Here is a 19734-nt window from a genome sequence, read left to right on the forward strand (position 1 = left end):
TGCCTCCCCGCAAGAAGCAGCCAGCAATGGCTGCTTTTTTTATGGCGCCGCAGTGTCTCGCGCAGCCAACACATGCATCCACAGTCCTTTTTCGCATGTGTAGGAATACAGCTCAAAATAGATAAAAGCTATTGATATAGAAATGTGATTGCCTCAGTATTCGGCTACTTTATTGCAAACGGTGCGGGTTTGCATTGGCACGGCACCCGTCGCGCTGAAAAAGTAGGCCCCATCTGGCACGAAAAAGCAGCTGGGGCGGTTCAGTCCATGCATATCGCTGCAGTCCGCCTTTTCATAACCTTTTCATACTATTTCCATGTCATTCTTTTACAACAGCGTCAGCGGCATCTGGAACAAGGCCGCGTCTTACTTCCCCGGTACAGCAGCCTACTGCCAGGACAACAATATCAACTGGACCTCCACCACCAACCTGGCCAAGGATCTGGGCACGATCGCCGCAGACGGCACGCTGGCCGCGGCTCAAACGCTGGGCAACGCAGCGATGAACGTGGTCATCGGTGCGGCGAACGCCACTCCGGCCTTGGCCTATGGCGCAAAGGACATCGTCGCGCAGGCCGCCTACGGCACCCTTGAAAGCACACATGCCTGGCAATTCGGCACGCAGGCCGGCACGACCGATGCCCCGGCAAAGAGCGGCGCCACCATGGTCACGGAACTGGCAGGAGCAGCAGGCGCCAAGGTGCTGGATTTCGGTTACTCCGCCCTCAAGAGCGGCTACGCCACGCTGTCCAGCAAGGCGATGGACGCCGGTTCGGCCGTCTGGGCCGAACTGCAGGTCCAGGCTCCCGCGCTGGGCAAGGCCCTGCTCGGCGACGTCCTGCACCTGGCCGGCATGGCGGCAGCGGCCGCCCAGGATGGCATGGCCGTACTGTCGGGCAAGCCTCTGGACCTCGGCGCACTCGAGATCCGCGTCGATCAGGACGATATGCCGCATTTCACCGACGCGTCCCAGACACTGGACGCCCACATCGGGCACAGCGATGTGCTGCTGACTTCGGCGATGTCGGCCGGCCTGGACGACAGCGCGCAAAGCTGGTTCAGCGATGACAGTGAATACTTCGGCGACACGCAGGAATTCTTGCCGGCGGGTCGCGATCAAGTGGTTTCCTTCGACGACCTTGACGCGGATTGCGCGCCGCTGGCCTGCTCCGAAGCCTGGTTCACCGTTGCAACCATGGGAACGGATCTCACCATGTCGGCCGCCTGCTGATCCCCAGGCCCGCAAGCCTGCTGGCCGCCCAACAGGCAGCTCTTCCCCGGGTCCTCCCGCCAGCCCTTGCGGGCTGCGGGCAAGCCGCGCAAAGGCCTGGCCAAGCACAGCGCCCATTGCGCGCCCGGGGAATCCATTACAATACGCGGCTATGTTTGCCGCCCACACCCGCACCGCCTCTTTGACAACTGTCCCTTCGGCAGCTGTGGCTGCGCGCGCAGCAACCATTACGACGATTAAAGGCTGACCCAGCCCGGTTCGTCGCGCGCCCTCTCCCGGCCAGACGAGCCGGGCCCCAGTCTGGTCGAACACTGTTTCTAAAACCGGAAGGGCGTTGAAAATGAGCAAGTTGGTAGGTTTGGTGGGCTGGCGCGGCATGGTCGGCTCGGTGTTGATGGACCGCATGCAGGCCGAAGGCGACTTCGATCTGATCGAGCCCATTTTCTTCTCCACCTCGAATGCCGGCGGCAAGGCGCCCGCCCAGGCCCGCACCCACACCACGCTGCAGGACGCGAACGACATCGCGGCGCTGTCCCGCTGCGACATCATCATCACTGCCCAGGGCGGCGACTACACCAAGGCCGTTTTCGGCCCCTTGCGCGCTGCCGGCTGGCAGGGCCACTGGATCGACGCGGCCTCGTCGCTGCGCATGGAAGACGACGCCGTCATCGTGCTCGATCCGGTCAACGACGACCTGATCCAGAACAAGCTCGCCGCGGGCGGCAGGAACTGGATCGGCGGCAACTGCACCAACTCCATACTGCTGATGGGCCTGTCCGGACTGTTCAAGGCCGGCCTGGTCGAATGGGTCAGCTCCATGACCTACCAGGCGGCTTCGGGCGGTGGTGCCAACCACATGCGCGAGCTGCTCAAGGGCATGGGCGTGGTGCATGCCGCGGCGGCCGACGCACTGGCCACGCCGGCTTCGGCGATCCTCGACATCGACCGCCAGGTCGCCCACACCATCCGCAACGACGTGCCCACCGAGTATTTCGGCGCGCCGCTGGCCGGTGGTCTGATCCCCTGGATCGACGTGCAGCTGCCCAACGGCCAATCCAAGGAAGAATGGAAAGGCCAGGCCGAAGTCAACAAGATCCTGGGCACCGCATCGACGATTCCCGTGGACGGCCTGTGCGTGCGCATCGGCGCGATGCGCTGCCACTCGCTGGCGCTGACCATCAAGCTCAAGCATGACCTGCCACTGGCCGAAATCGAAACCCTGATCCAGACGGGCAACCCCTGGGTCAAGTTTGTCGCCAACGACCGCGCCGTGACCGTCAAGAAACTGACGCCCGCGGCCGTGACCGGCGGCCTCGAAATCGCCGTGGGCCGGGTGCGCAAGCTCAACATGGGCCCCGAGTACCTGTCGGCGTTCGTGATCGGTGACCAGCTGCTGTGGGGTGCGGCCGAACCGCTGCGCCGCATGCTGCGCATCCTGCTCGCTAAATAAGCAGCTGCTGCTTTTTGGCGTCAACCGCCCCCCGGACCATGGAAAATGGGCTGGCGGGCGGTTTCTCGTTGCCCAGGGACAACATCTGGGGCGATCCCCCGGGCGCGTGGCCCTGCCACCCCCGCCAGGTGTTGGACAATGCCCTCTGCCACCTTGGCTTGTCGCTGCTAGCATTGCGGCTAAGGTATTTTTCACTATGACGCGCGCGCTGTGCCGGTGCGGCGGTCATTCATGAGAACAACCATGCCGCTCGCCCGGGCCGCACAACCACAAAAGTTGACGCCACCATGCATCGTTGGAAACTCTCTGCGCTGGCCGCTGCGGCCCTCGTCTCTGTCAGCCTGACGGCCACCGACGCCTGGGCCCTGGCGCTGGGCCGCATCAGCATACAGTCCGCCCTGGGCGAGCCGCTGCGCGCGGAAGTGGAGCTGCCCCAGATCACTGCCGCCGAAGCCGACAGCCTGCGCGCGACCATCGCCACGCCCGCCGTGTTCCGCGCCCAGGGCATGGAATACACGGCTACCGCGAGCCAGTTCCAGGTGCAGCTGCAACGCCGCCCCGATGGCTCCGCCGTGCTGCGCCTGAGCAGCACGCAGCCCGTATCCGAGCCCTTTGTCGATCTGGTCATCGACGCCTCCTGGAGCGCGGGACATGTGGTGCGCAGCTACACCTTGCTGCTCGACCCGCCGCCATCGGCGCGCCAGGCCGCGCCCGGCGTGACCGCCGCGCCGCAGATCAGCGACTCCGCGCCTGCGGCGCAGGCCCCCCAGGCCCCGGCCTCCGCTCCCCGCGCGCCCGCGCGCGCTGCAGCGCCAGCATCCCCGGCCGCTGCGCCAACCCGCAACGCGCAAAAGCCCTCCACGCTCACGATTCGCTCTGGCGATACCGCGAGCCGCCTCGCCCTGGCCCATCGCCCGGCCGGTGTATCACTGGACCAGATGCTGGTCGCGATGCTGCGCGCCAACCCCCATGCCTTCATCAGCGGCAATGTGAACCGCATGACGGCGGGCGCTGTGGTCGAAATGCCCGATCAGGCCGCCGCCCAGGCCACGTCGGCCAGCGAAGCGCGGCAGATGGTCGCAGCGCAAAGCCAGGACTTCAACGAATACCGCCGCCGGCTCGCGGGCGCCGCCCCGCTCGCGGCCGTGACCACGGCCCAGCGCAGCGCCAGCGGCAATGTCGAAGCCCAGGTCCAGGACAGGAAAGCTTCGACGACCGCGCCCGACAAGCTCACGCTGTCCAAGGGCGCACTGCAGGCCAGCCAGAATGCCGACGAACGCCTGGCCCAGGAAAAGCAGGCCCAGAGCCAGTCCGAGCGGCTTGCCGAACTCGCGCGCAACCTCAATGAACTGCAGAACGTCGCCAGTGCCACACCGGCAGCAACCGCCGTTGCGGGCGCCGCTGCGACGACCGACGCTCCGGCTGCAGGCTCGCCCGCAGCAGGCCTGGCGGTGCCTGGCATACCGGCAGCGGGCGTACCGGCAGCGGGCATGCCGGCAACGGACGTACCGGCAGCCGACACCCCTGCAGCAGACACACCCGCTCCGGACACACAGGCTGCTGCCGATGGCACAAGCCCTGCAGCCGATGCAGCCGCCACGCCGGAAGCGTCCACGCAGGCACCGGCCCCGGACGCCACCACCGATGCCGCACCCGCTGCTGCGGCTGCGGCCCCTGCGCCCGCCGAAGCACCGGCCCAAGCGCCGGGCTTCATCGACACGCTGCGCGAAGATCCGGCGCTGCCGCTCGCGGGCGTGGGCCTGCTGGCCTTGCTGCTCGGCTACGCCGGCTACCGCCGGGTCCGCCAGCGCCGTCAGCAGGATGCAGCGGGCGACAGCCTGCTGCAGGCCGATTCCTTCTTCGCTGCCGGCCAGGGCCAGCAGGTCGACACGGCGCACACCCAGTTCGGCAGCTCGACGGCCTATTCGCACAGCCAGCTCGATACCGGCGGCGAAGTCGACGCGGTGGCCGAGGCCGATGTCTACCTGGCCTACGGCCGCGACCTGCAGGCCGAAGAAATCCTCAAGGAAGCGCTGCGCAGCCAGCCCGAGCGTCTGGCCCTGCACCAGAAGCTCGCCGACATCTACGCCAAGCGCCAGGACCGCAAGGCTTTCGAAGCCGTGGCGCAAACCGTGTTCGCACTGACCGAAGGCCAGGGCGCGCCGTGGCTGCACCTGGCCGAACAGGGCCATGCGCTCGATCCTGAGAATGCACTGTATCAACCCGCAGCCGATGCGCTGCCCGGCGACAGCGCGGGCGCACAGACCCGTTCGGACATGGATGACCGCGCTGTCGCGCAGGCCTCCATCGCCGCCGCGCTCGGCGGACTTGCGGCCTCTGCGCTGCCGCCCGCCAAGGCCGAACCCGCGATGCTGCCGGACCTGGATCTCGATCTGCCCTCGGGCCTGGCCGACCCGTTGAAGCCCGCCTCGGCGCTGACAACCGACGAACCAGGCGCGCAATCGCCCGACGCCATCGACTTCGAGCCGATCGAACCGATCTGGAAGCAACCTGCTTCGACCACGGCCGACACGCCAGCCCCGGCGCCCGAACTGCCTGCAGTGCCCGAAAGCGCTTTTGACGCACTCGCCGACCTGCCGCCGGTGCCGCCCGCGAGCGCCACGCTGCCGGATCCGGCGCCCAGCCTCGACAATGACGCTGCGGCGGTCGATACCGCGGCAGCCGATGCCCCCGCGCCTGCGCCTGCATTCACGCTGACCGACACGCCGGCCCCCGCTCCAGTGGCCGCCGACATTTCGCCGCCCCATACGCCGGCGTCCGACCTCCCGGCGTTCGAGCTGACCGACACCGACGCGCCAAAGGCCGGGACCACGCCACCCGAAGTGCCGGCAACGCCTGCGGCGCCCGCCGCAACGCCCGCACCGGCTCCCGCTTTCGACTTCCTCGAGTTCGACCTGGGCAATCTTTCGCTGGACCTGGGCGACACCGCCCCCGCGGATGCGCTGTCCCAGAGCAGCCAGGCCGCCGCCGAAGACCCGCTCGCCACCAAGCTCGCGCTGGCCCAGGAGTTTGCGGCGATCGGCGACAGCGACGGCGCGCGCACGCTGATCGAGGAAGTCATCGAAGAAGCCGAAGGTGAACTCAAAGAACGCGCGCAGCGCCTGCTTTCCGAAATCGATTGATGTTTTTTCTGCAGACCAACGCGGCGCCTCGCGTCCGCGGCAAGGACTTGCCATGCGCATAGCCCTGGGAGTGAGTTACAACGGCCAGCGCTACAACGGCTGGCAAAGCCAGACCTCGGGCAATACGGTGCAGGACCATCTGGAAGCGGCCCTGGGCCGCTTCGCCACGCAGCCCGTGCCCACGGTCTGCGCGGGCCGCACCGATGCCGGCGTGCACGGCATCATGCAGGTTGCGCATTTCGACACCGAACTGGCGCGCACGCCGTTTTCCTGGGTGCGCGGCACCAACACCTTCCTGCCCGCGGACATCGCGGTGCAATGGGCCCAGCCCGTGGGCGATGACTTCCACGCGCGCTTTTGCGCCACCCGGCGCCGTTATGCCTATGTGCTGCTGCAGTCGCCCGTGCGCCCCAGCGTCGAGGCCGGCCGCGTGGGCTGGGTGTTCCACGCGCTTGATGGTCAGGCCATGCAGGCCGCGGCCAGCCAGCTGCTGGGCGAGCATGATTTCTCCTCGTTCCGGGCCTCGGCCTGCCAGGCCAGGAGCCCGGTCAAGACCCTGCACCGGCTGGAGGTCTCGCGCCGCGCCGCGCCCGCGGGCGATGCGCTCAGCCGGCTGCACGGCCTGGGCCGCCCCGGCGAGCCGCCGATGGAAACCTGCTACTGGCATTTCGAGTTCGAAGGCAGCGCCTTCCTGCACCACATGGTGCGCAACATCATGGGCTGCCTGATCGCCATCGGCCAGGGCAAGCAGCCCGTGGACTGGATGCAGACCGTGCTCGCGGCGCGTTCGCGCGACGCCGCAGCGCCCACCTTCTCGCCCGACGGGCTGTATTTCCTCGGTCCGGTCTACGACCCGGTCTGGGGCCTGCCGACGCGCGCCGCGGCATTCGATTGGCTGCCATGAACCCGACTTCTCTCCCCCCGCTGCGCACGCGCATCAAGATCTGCGGCCTCACGCGTGAAGAGGACGTGGACCAGGCCGTGGCCGCGGGCGCCGATGCCATAGGCTTCGTGCTCTACGCGCCCAGCCCGCGCGCGGTGAGCATCGCGCGCGCCGCCCAGCTCGCGCGCCGGCTGCCGCCCTTCGTCACGCCGGTGCTGCTGTTCGTCAACGAAACGCCAGCGCGTATCCAGCAGGCCTGTGTGGAGATTCCCGGCGCCTGCCTGCAATTCCATGGCGACGAGTCGCCCGCGCAATGCCTCGAAGCCAGTGGCGGCCAGCGGCCGTTCCTGCGCGCGGCGCGGATTCCCCTTGGAGAAGCCGCTGCGGGCTTCGACCTCGTAGAATATGCACAGCGTTACTCTCACGCCCAAGCCATCTTGCTCGATGCCCATGTGGACGGCTATGGCGGCGGCGGCAAGGCATTCAATTGGTCACTCCTTCCTCCAAGCGTAGCCTCTCACCTCGTTTTGTCTGGTGGACTCACGCCTGCAAACGTGACCGATGGCATTCAGCAGGTGCGCCCGCGTTGCAAGACGCTGGCCGTTGATGTCAGCTCGGGCGTAGAGGCCACGGGCCCCGACGGCCAAGCACTCAAAGGCGTCAAGGACGCCGACAAGATCCACCGCTTCGTTGCCGCTGTGCGTGCGGCCGATGCCCAACCACGGCAGAATTTGTAATGTTTGAATACCAGCACCCCGACGCATCCGGGCATTTCGGCCGCTATGGCGGCAGCTTTGCCAGTGAAACCCTGACCCACGCGCTGACCGAGCTGCGCGACGCCTACGCGCGCTACCAGAACGACCCCGAATTCGTCGCCGAGTTCGAATCCGAGCTCAACCACTACGTGGGCCGACCCTCGCCCGTCTACCATGCAGGGCGCATGAGCCGCGAAATGGGCGGCGCGCAGATCTATCTGAAGCGCGAAGACCTGAACCACACCGGTGCGCACAAGATCAACAACGTGATCGGCCAGGCCATGCTCGCCAGGCGCATGGGCAAGAAGCGCATCATCGCCGAGACCGGCGCGGGCCAGCACGGCGTGGCCACGGCCACGATCTGCGCGCGCTACGGCCTCGAATGCATCATCTACATGGGCGCCGAGGATATCCGCCGCCAGAGCCCCAACGTCTACCGCATGAAGCTGCTGGGCGCGACCGTCGTGCCCGTGGAGTCGGGCAGCAAGACACTCAAGGACGCGCTCAACGAAGCCATGCGCGACTGGGTGGCCAACGTCGACAGCACGTTCTACATCATCGGCACGGCCGCGGGCCCCCACCCCTACCCGATGATGGTGCGCGACTTCCAGAGCGTGATCGGCGCCGAGTGCCTGACGCAGATGCCCGAGTTCCTGGACGGCGGCCAGCCCGATGCGGTCGTCGCCTGCGTGGGCGGCGGCAGCAATGCGATCGGCATCTTCCACCCCTATATTCCGTTCGAAGCCACGCGCCTGATAGGCGTCGAAGCCGCAGGCGAAGGCCTGGACTCGGGCAAGCACGCGGCGTCGCTGCAGCGCGGCAGCTCGGGCGTGCTGCATGGCAACCGCACTTTCATCCTGCAAGACGATGACGGCCAGATCATCGAGACGCACAGCATCAGCGCCGGCCTCGACTATCCCGGCGTGGGCCCCGAACATGCCTGGCTGCAGGAGATCGGCCGCGCCGAATATGTCGGCATCACCGACACCGAAGCGCTCGAGGCGTTCCACTACCTGTGCCGCGCCGAAGGCATCATTCCTGCGCTCGAGTCCAGCCACGCCGTCGCCTATGCGATGAAGCTGGCCAAGCAGATGCGTCCCGAGCAGTCCATCCTGGTCAATCTTTCGGGCCGCGGCGACAAGGACATCGGCACGGTAGCCGACCTGTCGGGCGCAGATTTCTATGACCGCCCTTCGATGCGCGGTCTGACTGTCAAGGGAGGGCCTGCCGCATGAGCCGCATCGCCACCACATTCGAAAAACTCCAATCCGAAGGCCGCACAGCCTTGATCCCCTATGTCACGGCCGGCTTTCCGTTCGCCGCGATCACGCCCGCGCTGATGCACGGCATGGTCGAAGCGGGCTCCGACGTGATCGAGCTGGGCATCCCCTTCTCCGACCCCATGGCCGACGGCCCGACCATCCAGAAGGCCGGCGACAAGGCCCTGGCACTGGGCGTGGGCCTGGTCCAGGTGCTGGCCTATGTGCGCGAATTCCGCCAGAAGAACGACAGCACGCCCGTGGTGCTGATGGGTTACGCCAACCCGGTCGAGCGCTATGACCAGATCCATGGCGAAGGCGCCTTCGTCAACGACGCCGCGAATGCCGGCGTCGACGGCATGCTGATCGTCGACTACCCGCCCGAAGAGTGCGAGGCTTTCGCGGCCGCGCTGCGCGCGCGCGACATGGACCTGATCTTCCTGCTGGCCCCGACCAGCACCGACGAGCGCATCCAGCAGGTCGCACGCGTGGCCAGCGGCTATGTCTACTATGTCTCGCTCAAGGGCGTGACCGGCTCGGCGACGCTGGACCCGGCGGCCGTGGGCGCCATGCTGCCGCGCATCCGCAAGCATGTAAACATTCCCGTGGGCGTGGGTTTCGGCATCCGCGATGCGCAGACCGCCCAGGCCATCGGCGCGTTTTCCGATGCCGTGGTGATCGGCAGCCGCATCATCGAAATGCTCAACGACCAGCCGCATGAAAAAGTCGTCCCGCTGACCATTGACTTCCTGCGCGGCGTGCGCAAGGCACTGGACGCATAATGCAGCCCAGAACGTTAAGCACCCCCTGAGCGACTTACGCCGGATGGCCGGCCCTCACTTCCCCCTCTCAACCTTCGGTGGAGGGGGACGGCAGCATCGCTGCGGGGCGGCCCTTGCTCGCTGCCCCCACGCTGGGGCACGCCAGTTTCAGAGGCTGCAAGCATCGCTAGTGCCACGGAGAAAACAGAGGAAATATTATGTCTTGGCTTGAAAAACTGCTGCCTGCCAAAATCCAGCACACCGACCCGACGGAACGCCACCAGATTCCCGAAGGTCTGTGGATCAAGTGCCCGTCCTGCGAGACCGTGCTCTATCAGGCCGACCTGGAAAAGAACCAGAACGTCTGCCCGACCTGTGGTCACCACCACCGCATCGGTGCGCGCGCGCGCCTGAACCATTTCCTCGATGCCGAAGGGCGTTACGAAATCGGCCAGGAAGTCGTGCCCGTCGATCCGCTCAAGTTCAAGGACAGCCGCAAGTACCCCGAACGCCTCAAGGAAGCGCTGGAAAACACCGGTGAGACCGATGCGCTGATCGTCATGGGCGGCGCCGTCAAGAGCGTCAACGTGGTCGTGGCCTGCTTCGAGTTCGACTTCATGGGCGGCTCCATGGGCTCGGTGGTCGGCGAGCGCTTCGTGCGCGGCGTCGAGACCGCGATCGAGCAGAAAGTGCCTTTCATCTGCTTTACCGCCACGGGTGGCGCACGCATGCAGGAAGGCCTGCTGAGCCTGATGCAGATGGCCAAGACCAATGCCGCGCTCACGCGCCTGGCCAAGAAGGGCCTGCCCTATATCAGCGTGCTGACCGACCCGACCATGGGTGGCGTGTCGGCCGGCTTTGCGTTCGTCGGCGACATCGTGATCGCCGAACCCAAGGCGCTGATCGGCTTTGCCGGCCCGCGCGTGATCGAAACCACGGTGCGCGTGAAGCTGCCGCCAGGCTTCCAGCGCGCCGAGTTCCTGCAGGAAAAGGGCGCGGTCGACATGATCGTCGAACGCCGCCAGCTGCGCGACACGGTGGCCAGCAGCCTGGCCATGCTTCAACGCCTGCCTGCTGACGCGGTGGCTTAAAAAGAATCCCCTTGGGGTTCAGGAGCGGCCAGTGCAGCAGTGCATTGGCCGCTTTTTTTGTTTGCAGCATGCCGTTGCCTGACGGCAGGAGCCGGGTCTCGGCCCGGCGGCCGAGGTACTTTTCTTTGCCTCGCCAAAGAAAAGTACCCAAAAGAAAGGCGAGCCCTGCTGTCTGCGACCCTACGCGCAGCGTAGGGCAACCTGCCGTGCTCGGTCCCGGGCTGCACCGCGGAACTCGCTACGCGGCTACGCCGCTGCGCTCGAACAACCGCGGTGAGTCAGATTACGAAGCCTCCGTGTCCTTCGGCACTCCGGCCCAGCCCGGGCCCTGCGCGCGGCAGGCGCAGCCAGAAGGGCGGGGGCAGCCGTCAGCGCCATGACGAAGCAAGACAAAGCCTAGACCCGGCCCCTGCCCTCGGCAGAGGCATGCTACAAGCCACGCAGATAGCGTAACTCGCAAGAGGCGCGAGGACTACCTCAACACCCCCGCCTGCACATAAGCCAGCACCATCAGGCCGATCTGCAGCAGCACCAGCAACACCAGCGGCGACAAATCGATGCCGCCGATCAGCGGCATGACCTTGCGCACCGGGCGCAGCAGGGGCTCGGCCAGGCGTTCGATGACGGCGGACAGCGGCGAGCGCGCCTGAACCCACGACAGGATGACGTAGACCAGCACGATGCCCACGCAGCCCGAGAGCACCACCCGCACCACGCCGCACAGCGCCAGCCAGGGCAGCCACAGCACCAGCGTGTTCGCGCCCATCAGCAGCCACAGCAGCAGGTATTGCATCTGCTGCAGCAAGAAGGCCGCGATCGCGCTCGATGCGTCCCAGCGCCCGGACGCGGGCACTATCCTGCGCAGCGGCAGCACGATCCAGTCGGTCAGCGCGAACACCAGGCGGCCCACGGGGTTGGAGAAGGGAATGCGCTGGGCCTGCATGTACAGGCGCAGCAGACACAGGCCGGTGAGCAAGCCCACCACGACGTCGAGCAGGAAAGTGATGATCTGGAAAAGCATGTAGGAATTAAAGCAGCAAAGCTTGCGAAAAAAGCCCCCGGGACAGGCGCCTTGTGCCGGCAAGACAGCAACGTAGACACCGTGGGATGATAGTGGGCAAGGCCGGATCACCATGACATTACCCCTGACCCTCACTTCCTTGCCGCTGTTCCCGCTGGGCAGCGTGCTGTTTCCCGGTGGCCGCCTGCCGCTGCGCGTGTTTGAAGTGCGTTATCTGGACATGGTGCGCAAATGCGCGCGCGCGGGCGCGCCGTTTGGCGTGGTGGCGCTGACCGAAGGCCACGAAGTGCGCCAGGCCGGCGCCCCACCCGAGCAGTTCCACGCCGTGGGAACGCTGGCCAAGATCGCCCAGCTGCAGTTTCCCCAGGCCGGGCTGATGCACCTGCTGTGCGAGGGTACGCAGCGCTTTCGCGTGCGCGAGCGCCGCTGCCTGCCGCATGGCCTGTGGGTAGCCGATGTCGAGCTGATTGCCCCGGACCTGGTCGTTCCCGTGCCCGAGGACCTGCAGGCCGCAGCCCAGGCGCTGGACAAGCTGCTGCAGACGCTGCGCACCCAGCATGCGGACGACCCCGGCCTGGCCTTGCCCGACAGCCTGCATCTGCACGACTGCGGCTGGGTGGCCAACCGCTGGTGCGAGCTGCTGCCCCTGCCGACCACGCTGCGCCAGCAGTTGATGGAGCTTGAAAATCCACTGGTCAGGCTCGAGCTCGTGGCCGACGTTCTCGAGCGCACAGGCATCGGTTTTTGAGCCTGCGCAGGCCGCTCGGCGCCCTCGAACCCAAATGGCCCCACGGCCATTGCACACGCGCTCGCCCCAAGTCGGCTAAAAAAACTAAAATCAAGGGTTTTGGCCCCGTTCCACCAGCGCTTGCCCGCTGGCGCTCTTTTCATGTCTAACAGCAACACCACATCAGCGGCCGATACCGCCGCCCCGCAGGACGAAAACCAACTGATCGCCGAGCGCCGCGAAAAACTCAAAAGCCTGCGCGAAGCCCAGGCCCAGGGCGGTGGTGTGACCTTCCCCAACGACTTCCAGCCCACGCACCATGCCGCTGCCATCCAGGCCGCGCATGCCGAGCAGGACGCCGAGGCCCTCGAAGCCGCTGCCGTCAGCGTGAGCGTGGGCGGGCGCATGATGCTCAAGCGCGTCATGGGCAAGGCCAGCTTCGCCACCGTGCAGGACGGCTCGCTGGGCGCGACCGGCGGCCGCATCCAGCTCTACATCACGCGTGACGCCATCGGCGAAGACCTGTATGCGCAGTTCAAGCGCTGGGACCTGGGCGACATCATCGGTGCGACCGGCACGCTGATGAAGACCAAGACCGGCGAACTGTCGATCAAGGTCACGCAGCTGCGCCTGCTCACCAAGAGCCTGCGCCCCATGCCCGACAAGTTCCACGGCATGGCCGACCAGGAACAGAAGTACCGCCAGCGCTATGTCGACCTGATGATGGACGAGGACGCGCGCCGGCGCTTCACCGCGCGCTCGCGCGCCATCAGCGGCGTGCGCGAGTTCATGGTCGCGCACAACTTCCTCGAAGTCGAGACGCCCATGCTGCACCCTATCCCGGGCGGCGCGAACGCCAAGCCGTTTGTCACGCACCACAATGCGCTCGACCAGGAAATGTATCTGCGCATCGCGCCCGAGCTCTACCTCAAGCGGCTGATCGTCGGCGGCTTCGAGCGCGTGTTCGAAATCAACCGGAGCTTTCGCAACGAAGGCATTTCGGTGCGGCACAACCCTGAATTCACGATGATGGAGTTCTACGCCGCGTTCTGGAACTACCGCGACCTGATGGACTTCACCGAAAAGCTGATCCGCGACACCGCGCAAAAGGCCGTCGGCAGCCTGCAGCTGAGCTACGGCGGCAAGCCCGTGGACCTGGCCCAGCCTTTCGAGCGCCTGACCATCCGCGAAGCCATCGTCAAGTACACCGAGGCCGCAGACAACGTCGACCAGCGCGACTGGCTGATCCCCGCGTTGCGCAAGCTCGGCCTGACCGAGGAAAAGAACAAGCTTTCGGGCCGCACGCTGGCCAGCCTGCAGGTGCTGTACTTCGAGGAACTGGTCGAGGAAAAGCTCTGGAACCCGACCTTCATCATGGAGCACCCGACGGAAATCTCGCCGCTGGCGCGCGCCAACGACGAGCGCCCCGAAGTGACCGAGCGCTTCGAGCTCTACATCACGGGCCGCGAGTTCGGCAATGGCTTCAGCGAATTGAACGACGCCGAAGACCAGGCCGCGCGCTTCAACGCCCAGGTCGAGGCCAAGGACAGCGGCGATGACGAAGCCATGTTCTTCGACCACGACTTCGTGCGCGCGCTCGAATACGGCATGCCTCCCACGGGCGGCTGCGGCGTGGGCCTGGACCGCCTGATGATGCTGCTCACGGACAGCGCCAGCATCCGCGACGTGATCCTGTTCCCCGCGCTGCGACGCGAACACTGAGCGCGGTTGTCGGCTTAGTTGTGACGGCGCTGCGGCGCCCGTTTACACTTGTATCACCCTCCCGCCATTTTGTGGGCAGGCATAGCCAGGCAGGTGGACCCTTGCACGCAAGGCCCAGGCCGGCTCGCTCGGACAAAGTCCTGCGAACCGGCGCCAGCCGCAGGAAACCGATGTGATACCGACGCAGCCTCCACCCGCCATCGAGCCCCACGCAGCCCGTTTCACCGCGCCCCATATGGAGACCGCCCCCTTCTCGGTGCTGGTCGTGGAGGACCAGGCGTCCATGCGTGCCTCGCTGGTGCAGGAACTGCAGCACGCGGGCGTGACCGAAGTCATGGAAGCGGCCGACGGCCAGATCGCGCTGCAGTTGTTCAAGCTGCGACGTCCCGACCTGGTGCTGCTCGACATCCGCCTGCCCGGCCTCGACGGCTATGGCGTAGCCCACCAGATGCGCGAATCCGAGGCCGGCGACTGGACTCCCATCATTTTCCTCTCGGGCCTGGACACCGACCTCGACGTCTGGCGCGGCATTGAATCCGGCGGCGACGACTACCTGGTCAAGCCGGTCAAGCCCATCGTGCTGGTCGCCAAGCTGCGCGCCATGCGCCGCCTGCTGGACATGCGCCGCCGGCTGATTTCGATGTCGGCCGAGTTGCACCTGGCCAACCAGCGGCTCAACGAGATGGTCGAAATGGATGCGCTCACCGGCCTGGTCAACCGCCGGGGGTTCGACCGCATGCTGCATGCGGAAATCACTTCGGCGCGGCGTGACAACAAGCCGCTGACCTTGATGCTTTGCGACCTCGACCACTTCAAGCGCTACAACGACAGCTGCGGCCACGTCAAGGGCGACGAATGCCTGCGCGCCGTGGGCAAGCTGCTGCGCGATGTCTGCATGCGCCCGCGCGACGTGGCCTCGCGCTATGGCGGCGAGGAATTCGCCATGATCCTGCCCAACACCCCGCGCTCGGGCGCCATGACGTTCGCGCGCGCGCTCGGCAAGATGCTGCGCGTGCGCGCCATCCATCACCCCGACTCCCCACTGGGCGATGTGCTCACGCTTTCAGGCGGCATCACGACCTGCATTCCCGACGAAAGCACCAATGCCGAAAGCATGGTGATGCGCGCCGACCAGGCCCTCTATGCGGCCAAGGCCCAGGGCCGGGACCGCTTTTTCAGCTTCGAGATGCAGATGGATACGATTGAACAGCGAAACACGCCCTGAGCGTGCCGCCCTGCGCCTGACAGGCACCCCCTTGACCCCCTCACCCTGCCGGCCCCCGCCCACCCTGAGCGTGTCGAAGGGTCGAAGCGTGCGTGGAGGGCGGCGCGTCCAGCAATAGCCTGATAGGCTTGTGGCCCTGCCTTTTCTCTTTGTTGACCGATTGGAGCTATGCGTCGTCTTTCAATTCACCTGCCCATCTGGCTGCAGGACTGGCTGGAAGTCCTGATTCCGGCCGCGCAAATTCTGTTGATCCTGTTTGCCGCCTGGCTGATCAACCTGTTCTTCAAGCGCGTGATCTACCGCACCGGCGCCCACTATGCGCTGCCCCGCGAGCTGCTGGTGCCGCTGCGCGGCACGATCCGCTGGCTGATCATTGCCGCCACCATGCTGCTGATTCTCGAGCGCCTGGGCGTTTCGGCCACGGTGCTGTGGACGGCCTTCACCGGGTTTGCAACCGTCGGCGCGGTCGCGTTCTTCGCGGCCTGGAGCGTGCTGTCCAACCTGTTTTGCGCGCTGCTGATCGTCACCGTCGGCCCCTACCGCCTGGGCGACTACATCGAGCTGCTCGACACCGCGGAAAAACCCGGCGCCAAGGGGCGCGTGGTCGACATCAACATGCTCTACACCACGCTGGAAGACGCCTCCACGTCGCACCGCGAGGGCGCGCTGCTGCAGATTCCGAATTCGCTGATCTTCCAGCGCGTGGTGCGCCGCTGGAAAGGCGGAATCCATGCCCATGTGCCCGACGATGCGCCGCCGTCGGCGCAAGAAGAGGCCGCGGCGCAGGAGCTGACCACGCGCGCCTGAAATACTGGCCGGACGACGGAACCCATTCGCCGCTATGGTGACTAACCACGGTCCATCTTGCCGAATGAGGAAGCGCCCATGCCCGAGTCCTACCAGAATCTTTTGACGACGCTTGCGCAGGAAATCGGGCTCGAGGCCGCCGCGCTGATCGCGACCGAGGAAATCATCATTGATGATCTGCCCATAGGTCTGCAGCTCCAAGGTGAAGGCGAACGCGCGGAAGTCGTGCTGTGCAGCCTGCTGGCGGCGCCGCAAATGGACCGCTGGGACGAGGTCGTGCGCGCGCTGATGCACGCCAACCACCTCTATGACGGCACCCCTGGCGCCACGCTGGGCATGCTGCCCGACGACACGGTCAGCCTCAATGTGCGCCGGCCGCTGCGCGCGCTCGATGCGCACAAGCTAGCCGTGCTGCTCGCCAAGACCGCCGACCTCGGCCTGGCCTGGCAGGACTTCATTGTGTCGGGTCACGCCACACCCGGCGTGCCTGCATTTTTCGATACCACGGGCACGCACGCCTGAACGCCTGCGCCGCGAAATTCAGGGCAGGCAGTCGAGCGCGTTGCGGTAGGCGGGCTGGAGCATCAGTTCGTCCCAGCTCTGCGGCAGGGTTTCGGGCAGCAGCGCCAGACGGCGCGCTTCGCTGTCGGGGCTGGCCGTCCAGCGGCCCTGCTCGCGCGCGGTCTGCATGCCGCCCAGCCATTCATCGAGCGCAGCGCCGCCGTTGAGGCTCTGGTTGCACAGCAGCGCCATGTCGCAGCCCGCGTTCAGGGCTTCGATGGCGGCCGCGGTGAAGTCGAGCGTGCGGCCGCCGAGCCGGCGCGCGGCTTCCATGCTCAGGTCGTCGCTGAAGATCGCGCCGTCAAAGCGCAGCCGGCCACGCAGGATGTCCTGCAACCATTTTTCCGAGAAACCCGCGGGGCGCTTGTCGACCCTGGAATAGATCACATGCGCCGGCATGACGCTGGTCAGCACCGAGGCCAGCCACGGATAGGGCGCGGCATCGTCGGCGAGAATCGCCTGCAGGCCGCGACTGTCGACGGGAATGTCGGTGTGCGAATCGGCCTTGACGAAGCCATGGCCGGGAAAATGCTTGCCGCAGTTGGCCATGCCGGCCTGCAGCAGGCCGTGCATCAGGCTCTTGGCCAGCGCCGCGACCACGCGCGCATCCGAATGGAAGGCGCGGTCGCCGATCACGCCGCTTTCGCCCCAGTCGAGGTCCAGCACCGGCGTGAACGAGAAATCGACGCCGCAGGCGCGCAGCTCGCTGCCCAGCACATAGCCCGCGGCCGTGGCCGCGTCCATGGCCCGCAGCGCACCACTGCCTTCGCGGCGCTTCGCGCCCTGGCCGTCATCCATCCACATGCTGCCGAAAGCGCGCATCGCGGGCAGATGGGTGAAGCCATCGGTGCGAAAGCGCTGCACGCGCCCGCCTTCATGGTCCACGCAGATCAGCAGGTCTTCGCGCACCGCCTTGATGTCGGCCGTGAGCGCCAGCAGCTGGGCCCTGTCCTGCCAGTTGCGCGCGAACAGGATCATGCCGCCGACCAGCGGGTGCGCAAGGCGCGCGCGGTCGGCGGGCGTGAGTTCGGTGCCCGCGATGTCGATGATGAGGGGAGCGTGCTCGGTCATGTCCGGCCTTCAGGAATCAATCAAGCCCCGGATGATGCCAGCACCGCTGGCGCGCACGGCAACTATCCGGCTTTTTTCTCGACCACGCAGAAGCTCGCGGCGTAGTCGCTTTCGTCGGTCACGCTCAGATGCACCTGCAGGCCCTGGGCTTCGAACCAATCTTTCAGCGCGCCATGCAGCACGATGCTGGGCTGGCCGCTGGGCAGGTTGACGATTTCGCAGTGGCGCCAGGTCATGGGCATGCGCATGCCCAGGCCTATGGCCTTGCTGAACGACTCCTTGGCGGAAAAGCGCGTCGCCATGTAGCGCACGCCGCGGTCCGGCCAGCGCGCACTGCGCGCGCGCCAGGTCGCGAGTTCGCCGTCGGCCAGCACCTTCTCGGCAAAGCGGTCGCCCAGGCGCTCCAGGCTCGAACGGATGCGCCGCACATCGCAGATATCGGTGCCTATGCCGTAGATCATGGCGTCAGGCCGCCCGAGCCCGTCTTGGAGCGCATGCCGGCATCTATGGTCTCTTGGTAGGCCTGCACCGCACCCGCATAGCCGCGCTCGAGCGCATCGGCAATCAATGCATGGCCGATAGAGACTTCCTGCAGGCCCGGCACCTGGGCCACGAAGGCCGCGAGGTTGTCCAGGCTCAGGTCATGGCCGGCGTTGACGCCCAAGCCCGCGTCCAGCGCCGCCTGGGCCGCTGCGCGGTAGGCCTCGAGCTGCTCGGCCTGCGCGGGTGTACCCCAGGCCGCGGCATAGGGCTCGGTGTAGAGCTCGACACGGTCCGCGCCCACGGCCTTGGCGTCCGCCATCTGTTCAGGAATCGGGTCCATGAACAGGCTCACGCGCACGCCCAGGGCCTGGCATTCGGCGATCAGCGGCGCGAGGCGCTCGGCGTCCTGGGGAAAGATCCAGCCGTGGTCGCTGGTGAACTGGTCTTCGCCGTCGGGCACGAAGGTCGCCTGGTGGGGCCGCTGGGCACGGATGAAGTCCATCAGGTTGTGAAAAGGATTGCCTTCGATGTTGTATTCGGCCTGCGGCCACTGCTGCAGCAGCTCGTGCAGCTCCTGCACGTCACTGGCGCGGATATGGCGCTCGTCGGGCCGCGGGTGCACGGTGATGCCCTGCGCACCGGCTTCTAGGCAGAGCCGGGCCGCAACCGTCACGCTGGGAATGCCCAGATGGCGCGTATTGCGCACCAAGGCAACTTTATTCACATTGACCGACAGCGCGGTACGGGAAGAGGCGGAAGTGGTCATAGGTTTTGCAGATCCATCATCAACTGGCGGGTGCGCAGCAAGGGACTGCCGCAATGGTATTGCAGCAGCGTGCGCAGTTGGGATTTGAGGGCCAGCGCCACGGGCGCGGCCGCGCGCAGCGTCGCGGTATAGGCCTGCGGCGAATGGCCCGTGCCAAGCGCTTGCTCGAGTGCGCGCCACTGGGAGCCCGTGAGCGCCGCGCGCTCGCCGGCCGCGGCCTGGCGCAGCCCGCCTTCGGGCACGAGCATGTAGCGCTTGCCGGCGCTGAGCGCCGACAGCGTCATGGTTTCCTCGGCCAGGCCGGGCAGCAGGCCCAGTTCGCGCAGCAGCACCAGCTCGAACGCACGCAGCACGGGCTCGAGCGCTTCGCCCTGGGTGCCGGCAAGCACGCGCACCACGCCGCCATAGACGTCGAACAGCGCCGCATACGGGTCGTCGCGCGCCATCAGGCGCAGCAGCAGCTCGTTGAGGTACATGCCCGAGAGCAAGGCCTCGCCCATGGGCATCACATGGCCTCCGGCCCACTCCGCGCCCTTGAGGGTGTGGATTTCGGCGTTGCCTTCGGCGCCCAGCGTATAGGTCAGGCGCAGCGGCTGCAGCGGCAGCAGCACCGGGCGGAAATTCGACGTCGGCTTCTTCGCGCCCCGGGCCGCGAGCGCGACCCGCCCGCGGTGGCGTGTGAACACCTCCAGAATCAGGCTGGATTCGCTCCAGTCATAGCTGTGGAGCACAAAGGCGGGTTCGTCGGAGACGCGCTTGGCGGCCATGCCGGCCTGGA

18 protein-coding genes are annotated in these 19734 nt (G+C 66.5%); 13 read left to right on the forward strand and 5 right to left on the reverse strand.

Going from position 1 to position 19734, the window contains the following annotated elements:
• The first annotated feature begins 316 nt into the window (after positions 1-316).
• The 8 genes from GVL12_RS12580 to accD all read left to right on the forward strand — a co-directional run bounded on the left by GVL12_RS12580 (position 317) and on the right by accD (position 10573).
• Complete coding sequence (locus tag GVL12_RS12580) at positions 317-1231, forward strand: hypothetical protein (protein ID WP_159914427.1); 915 nt, start codon at positions 317-319, stop codon at positions 1229-1231.
• A 340-nt stretch (positions 1232-1571) separates the two neighbouring features.
• The gene (asd, locus tag GVL12_RS12585; protein ID WP_159914429.1) at positions 1572-2681 is read left to right on the forward strand and encodes an aspartate-semialdehyde dehydrogenase; all 1110 of its coding nucleotides are present in this window, start codon (positions 1572-1574) and stop codon (positions 2679-2681) included.
• A gap of 287 nt (positions 2682-2968) precedes the next feature.
• On the forward strand, positions 2969-5824 hold the full coding sequence (locus tag GVL12_RS12590) for a FimV/HubP family polar landmark protein (protein WP_159914431.1): 2856 nt from the start codon (positions 2969-2971) through the stop codon (positions 5822-5824).
• 52 nt (positions 5825-5876) lie between these two features.
• A complete protein-coding gene (gene truA, locus GVL12_RS12595) occupies positions 5877-6728 on the forward strand; it encodes a tRNA pseudouridine(38-40) synthase TruA (RefSeq protein WP_159914433.1) in 852 nt (283 codons plus the stop codon).
• Positions 6725-7444 (forward strand): phosphoribosylanthranilate isomerase, encoded by a 720-nt coding sequence (locus tag GVL12_RS12600; RefSeq protein WP_159914435.1) that lies wholly within the window; start codon positions 6725-6727, stop codon positions 7442-7444. Before truA ends, GVL12_RS12600 begins: the two co-directional genes overlap by 4 nt.
• Positions 7444-8697: a tryptophan synthase subunit beta gene (gene trpB / locus GVL12_RS12605; protein ID WP_159914437.1), complete on the forward strand. Its 1254-nt coding sequence runs from the start codon at positions 7444-7446 to the stop codon at positions 8695-8697. The genes GVL12_RS12600 and trpB overlap by 1 nt, the downstream gene beginning before the upstream one ends.
• Positions 8694-9503 carry a tryptophan synthase subunit alpha gene (gene trpA, locus GVL12_RS12610; RefSeq protein WP_159914439.1) on the forward strand — a complete coding sequence of 270 codons (810 nt, stop codon included), beginning with the start codon at positions 8694-8696 and terminating at the stop codon, positions 9501-9503. The genes trpB and trpA overlap by 4 nt, the downstream gene beginning before the upstream one ends.
• Positions 9504-9700: 197 nt before the next feature.
• On the forward strand, positions 9701-10573 hold the full coding sequence (accD, locus tag GVL12_RS12615; RefSeq protein ID WP_159914441.1) for an acetyl-CoA carboxylase, carboxyltransferase subunit beta: 873 nt from the start codon (positions 9701-9703) through the stop codon (positions 10571-10573).
• Positions 10574-11045: 472 nt separating this feature from the next.
• Here accD and GVL12_RS12620 read toward each other — a convergent pair whose 3' ends face one another.
• Positions 11046-11594 (reverse strand): YggT family protein, encoded by a 549-nt coding sequence (locus GVL12_RS12620; RefSeq protein WP_159914443.1) that lies wholly within the window; start codon positions 11592-11594, stop codon positions 11046-11048.
• A 112-nt stretch (positions 11595-11706) separates the two neighbouring features.
• Between GVL12_RS12620 and GVL12_RS12625 the strand changes: the two genes are divergently transcribed.
• From GVL12_RS12625 to GVL12_RS12645, 5 genes are all read left to right on the forward strand, one after another.
• Entirely contained in the window at positions 11707-12342 is a 636-nt protein-coding gene (locus GVL12_RS12625) for an LON peptidase substrate-binding domain-containing protein (protein ID WP_159914445.1), read from the forward strand.
• A gap of 141 nt (positions 12343-12483) precedes the next feature.
• Entirely contained in the window at positions 12484-14043 is a 1560-nt protein-coding gene (gene lysS, locus GVL12_RS12630; protein WP_159914447.1) for a lysine--tRNA ligase, read from the forward strand.
• A gap of 235 nt (positions 14044-14278) precedes the next feature.
• Positions 14279-15268 carry a diguanylate cyclase gene (locus GVL12_RS12635; protein WP_159914457.1) on the forward strand — a complete coding sequence of 330 codons (990 nt, stop codon included), beginning with the start codon at positions 14279-14281 and terminating at the stop codon, positions 15266-15268.
• A gap of 168 nt (positions 15269-15436) precedes the next feature.
• A complete protein-coding gene (locus GVL12_RS12640; RefSeq protein ID WP_200843713.1) occupies positions 15437-16075 on the forward strand; it encodes a mechanosensitive ion channel family protein in 639 nt (212 codons plus the stop codon).
• A gap of 78 nt (positions 16076-16153) precedes the next feature.
• Positions 16154-16597, forward strand: coding sequence for a hypothetical protein (locus tag GVL12_RS12645; protein WP_159914459.1), 444 nt, complete (start codon positions 16154-16156; stop codon positions 16595-16597).
• 18 nt (positions 16598-16615) lie between these two features.
• On the opposite strand, the gene nagZ is transcribed toward GVL12_RS12645, so the two are convergent.
• From nagZ to recO, 4 genes are all read right to left on the reverse strand, one after another.
• Positions 16616-17707 (reverse strand): beta-N-acetylhexosaminidase, encoded by a 1092-nt coding sequence (gene nagZ, locus GVL12_RS12650; RefSeq protein ID WP_159914461.1) that lies wholly within the window; start codon positions 17705-17707, stop codon positions 16616-16618.
• Between the two features lie 62 nt (positions 17708-17769).
• Positions 17770-18168, reverse strand: a complete 399-nt coding sequence (acpS, locus tag GVL12_RS12655; protein ID WP_159914463.1) for a holo-ACP synthase — start codon at positions 18166-18168, stop codon at positions 17770-17772.
• The gene (locus GVL12_RS12660; RefSeq protein WP_159914465.1) at positions 18165-18956 is read right to left on the reverse strand and encodes a pyridoxine 5'-phosphate synthase; all 792 of its coding nucleotides are present in this window, start codon (positions 18954-18956) and stop codon (positions 18165-18167) included. The genes acpS and GVL12_RS12660 overlap by 4 nt, the downstream gene beginning before the upstream one ends.
• Entirely contained in the window at positions 18953-19723 is a 771-nt protein-coding gene (gene recO / locus GVL12_RS12665) for a DNA repair protein RecO (RefSeq protein ID WP_159914467.1), read from the reverse strand. The genes GVL12_RS12660 and recO overlap by 4 nt, the downstream gene beginning before the upstream one ends.
• Positions 19724-19734: the final 11 nt, after the last annotated feature.

The sequence above is a fragment of the Pantoea sp. 18069 genome, assembly GCF_902706035.1.
Classification (GTDB): domain Bacteria; phylum Pseudomonadota; class Gammaproteobacteria; order Burkholderiales; family Burkholderiaceae_C; genus Comamonas.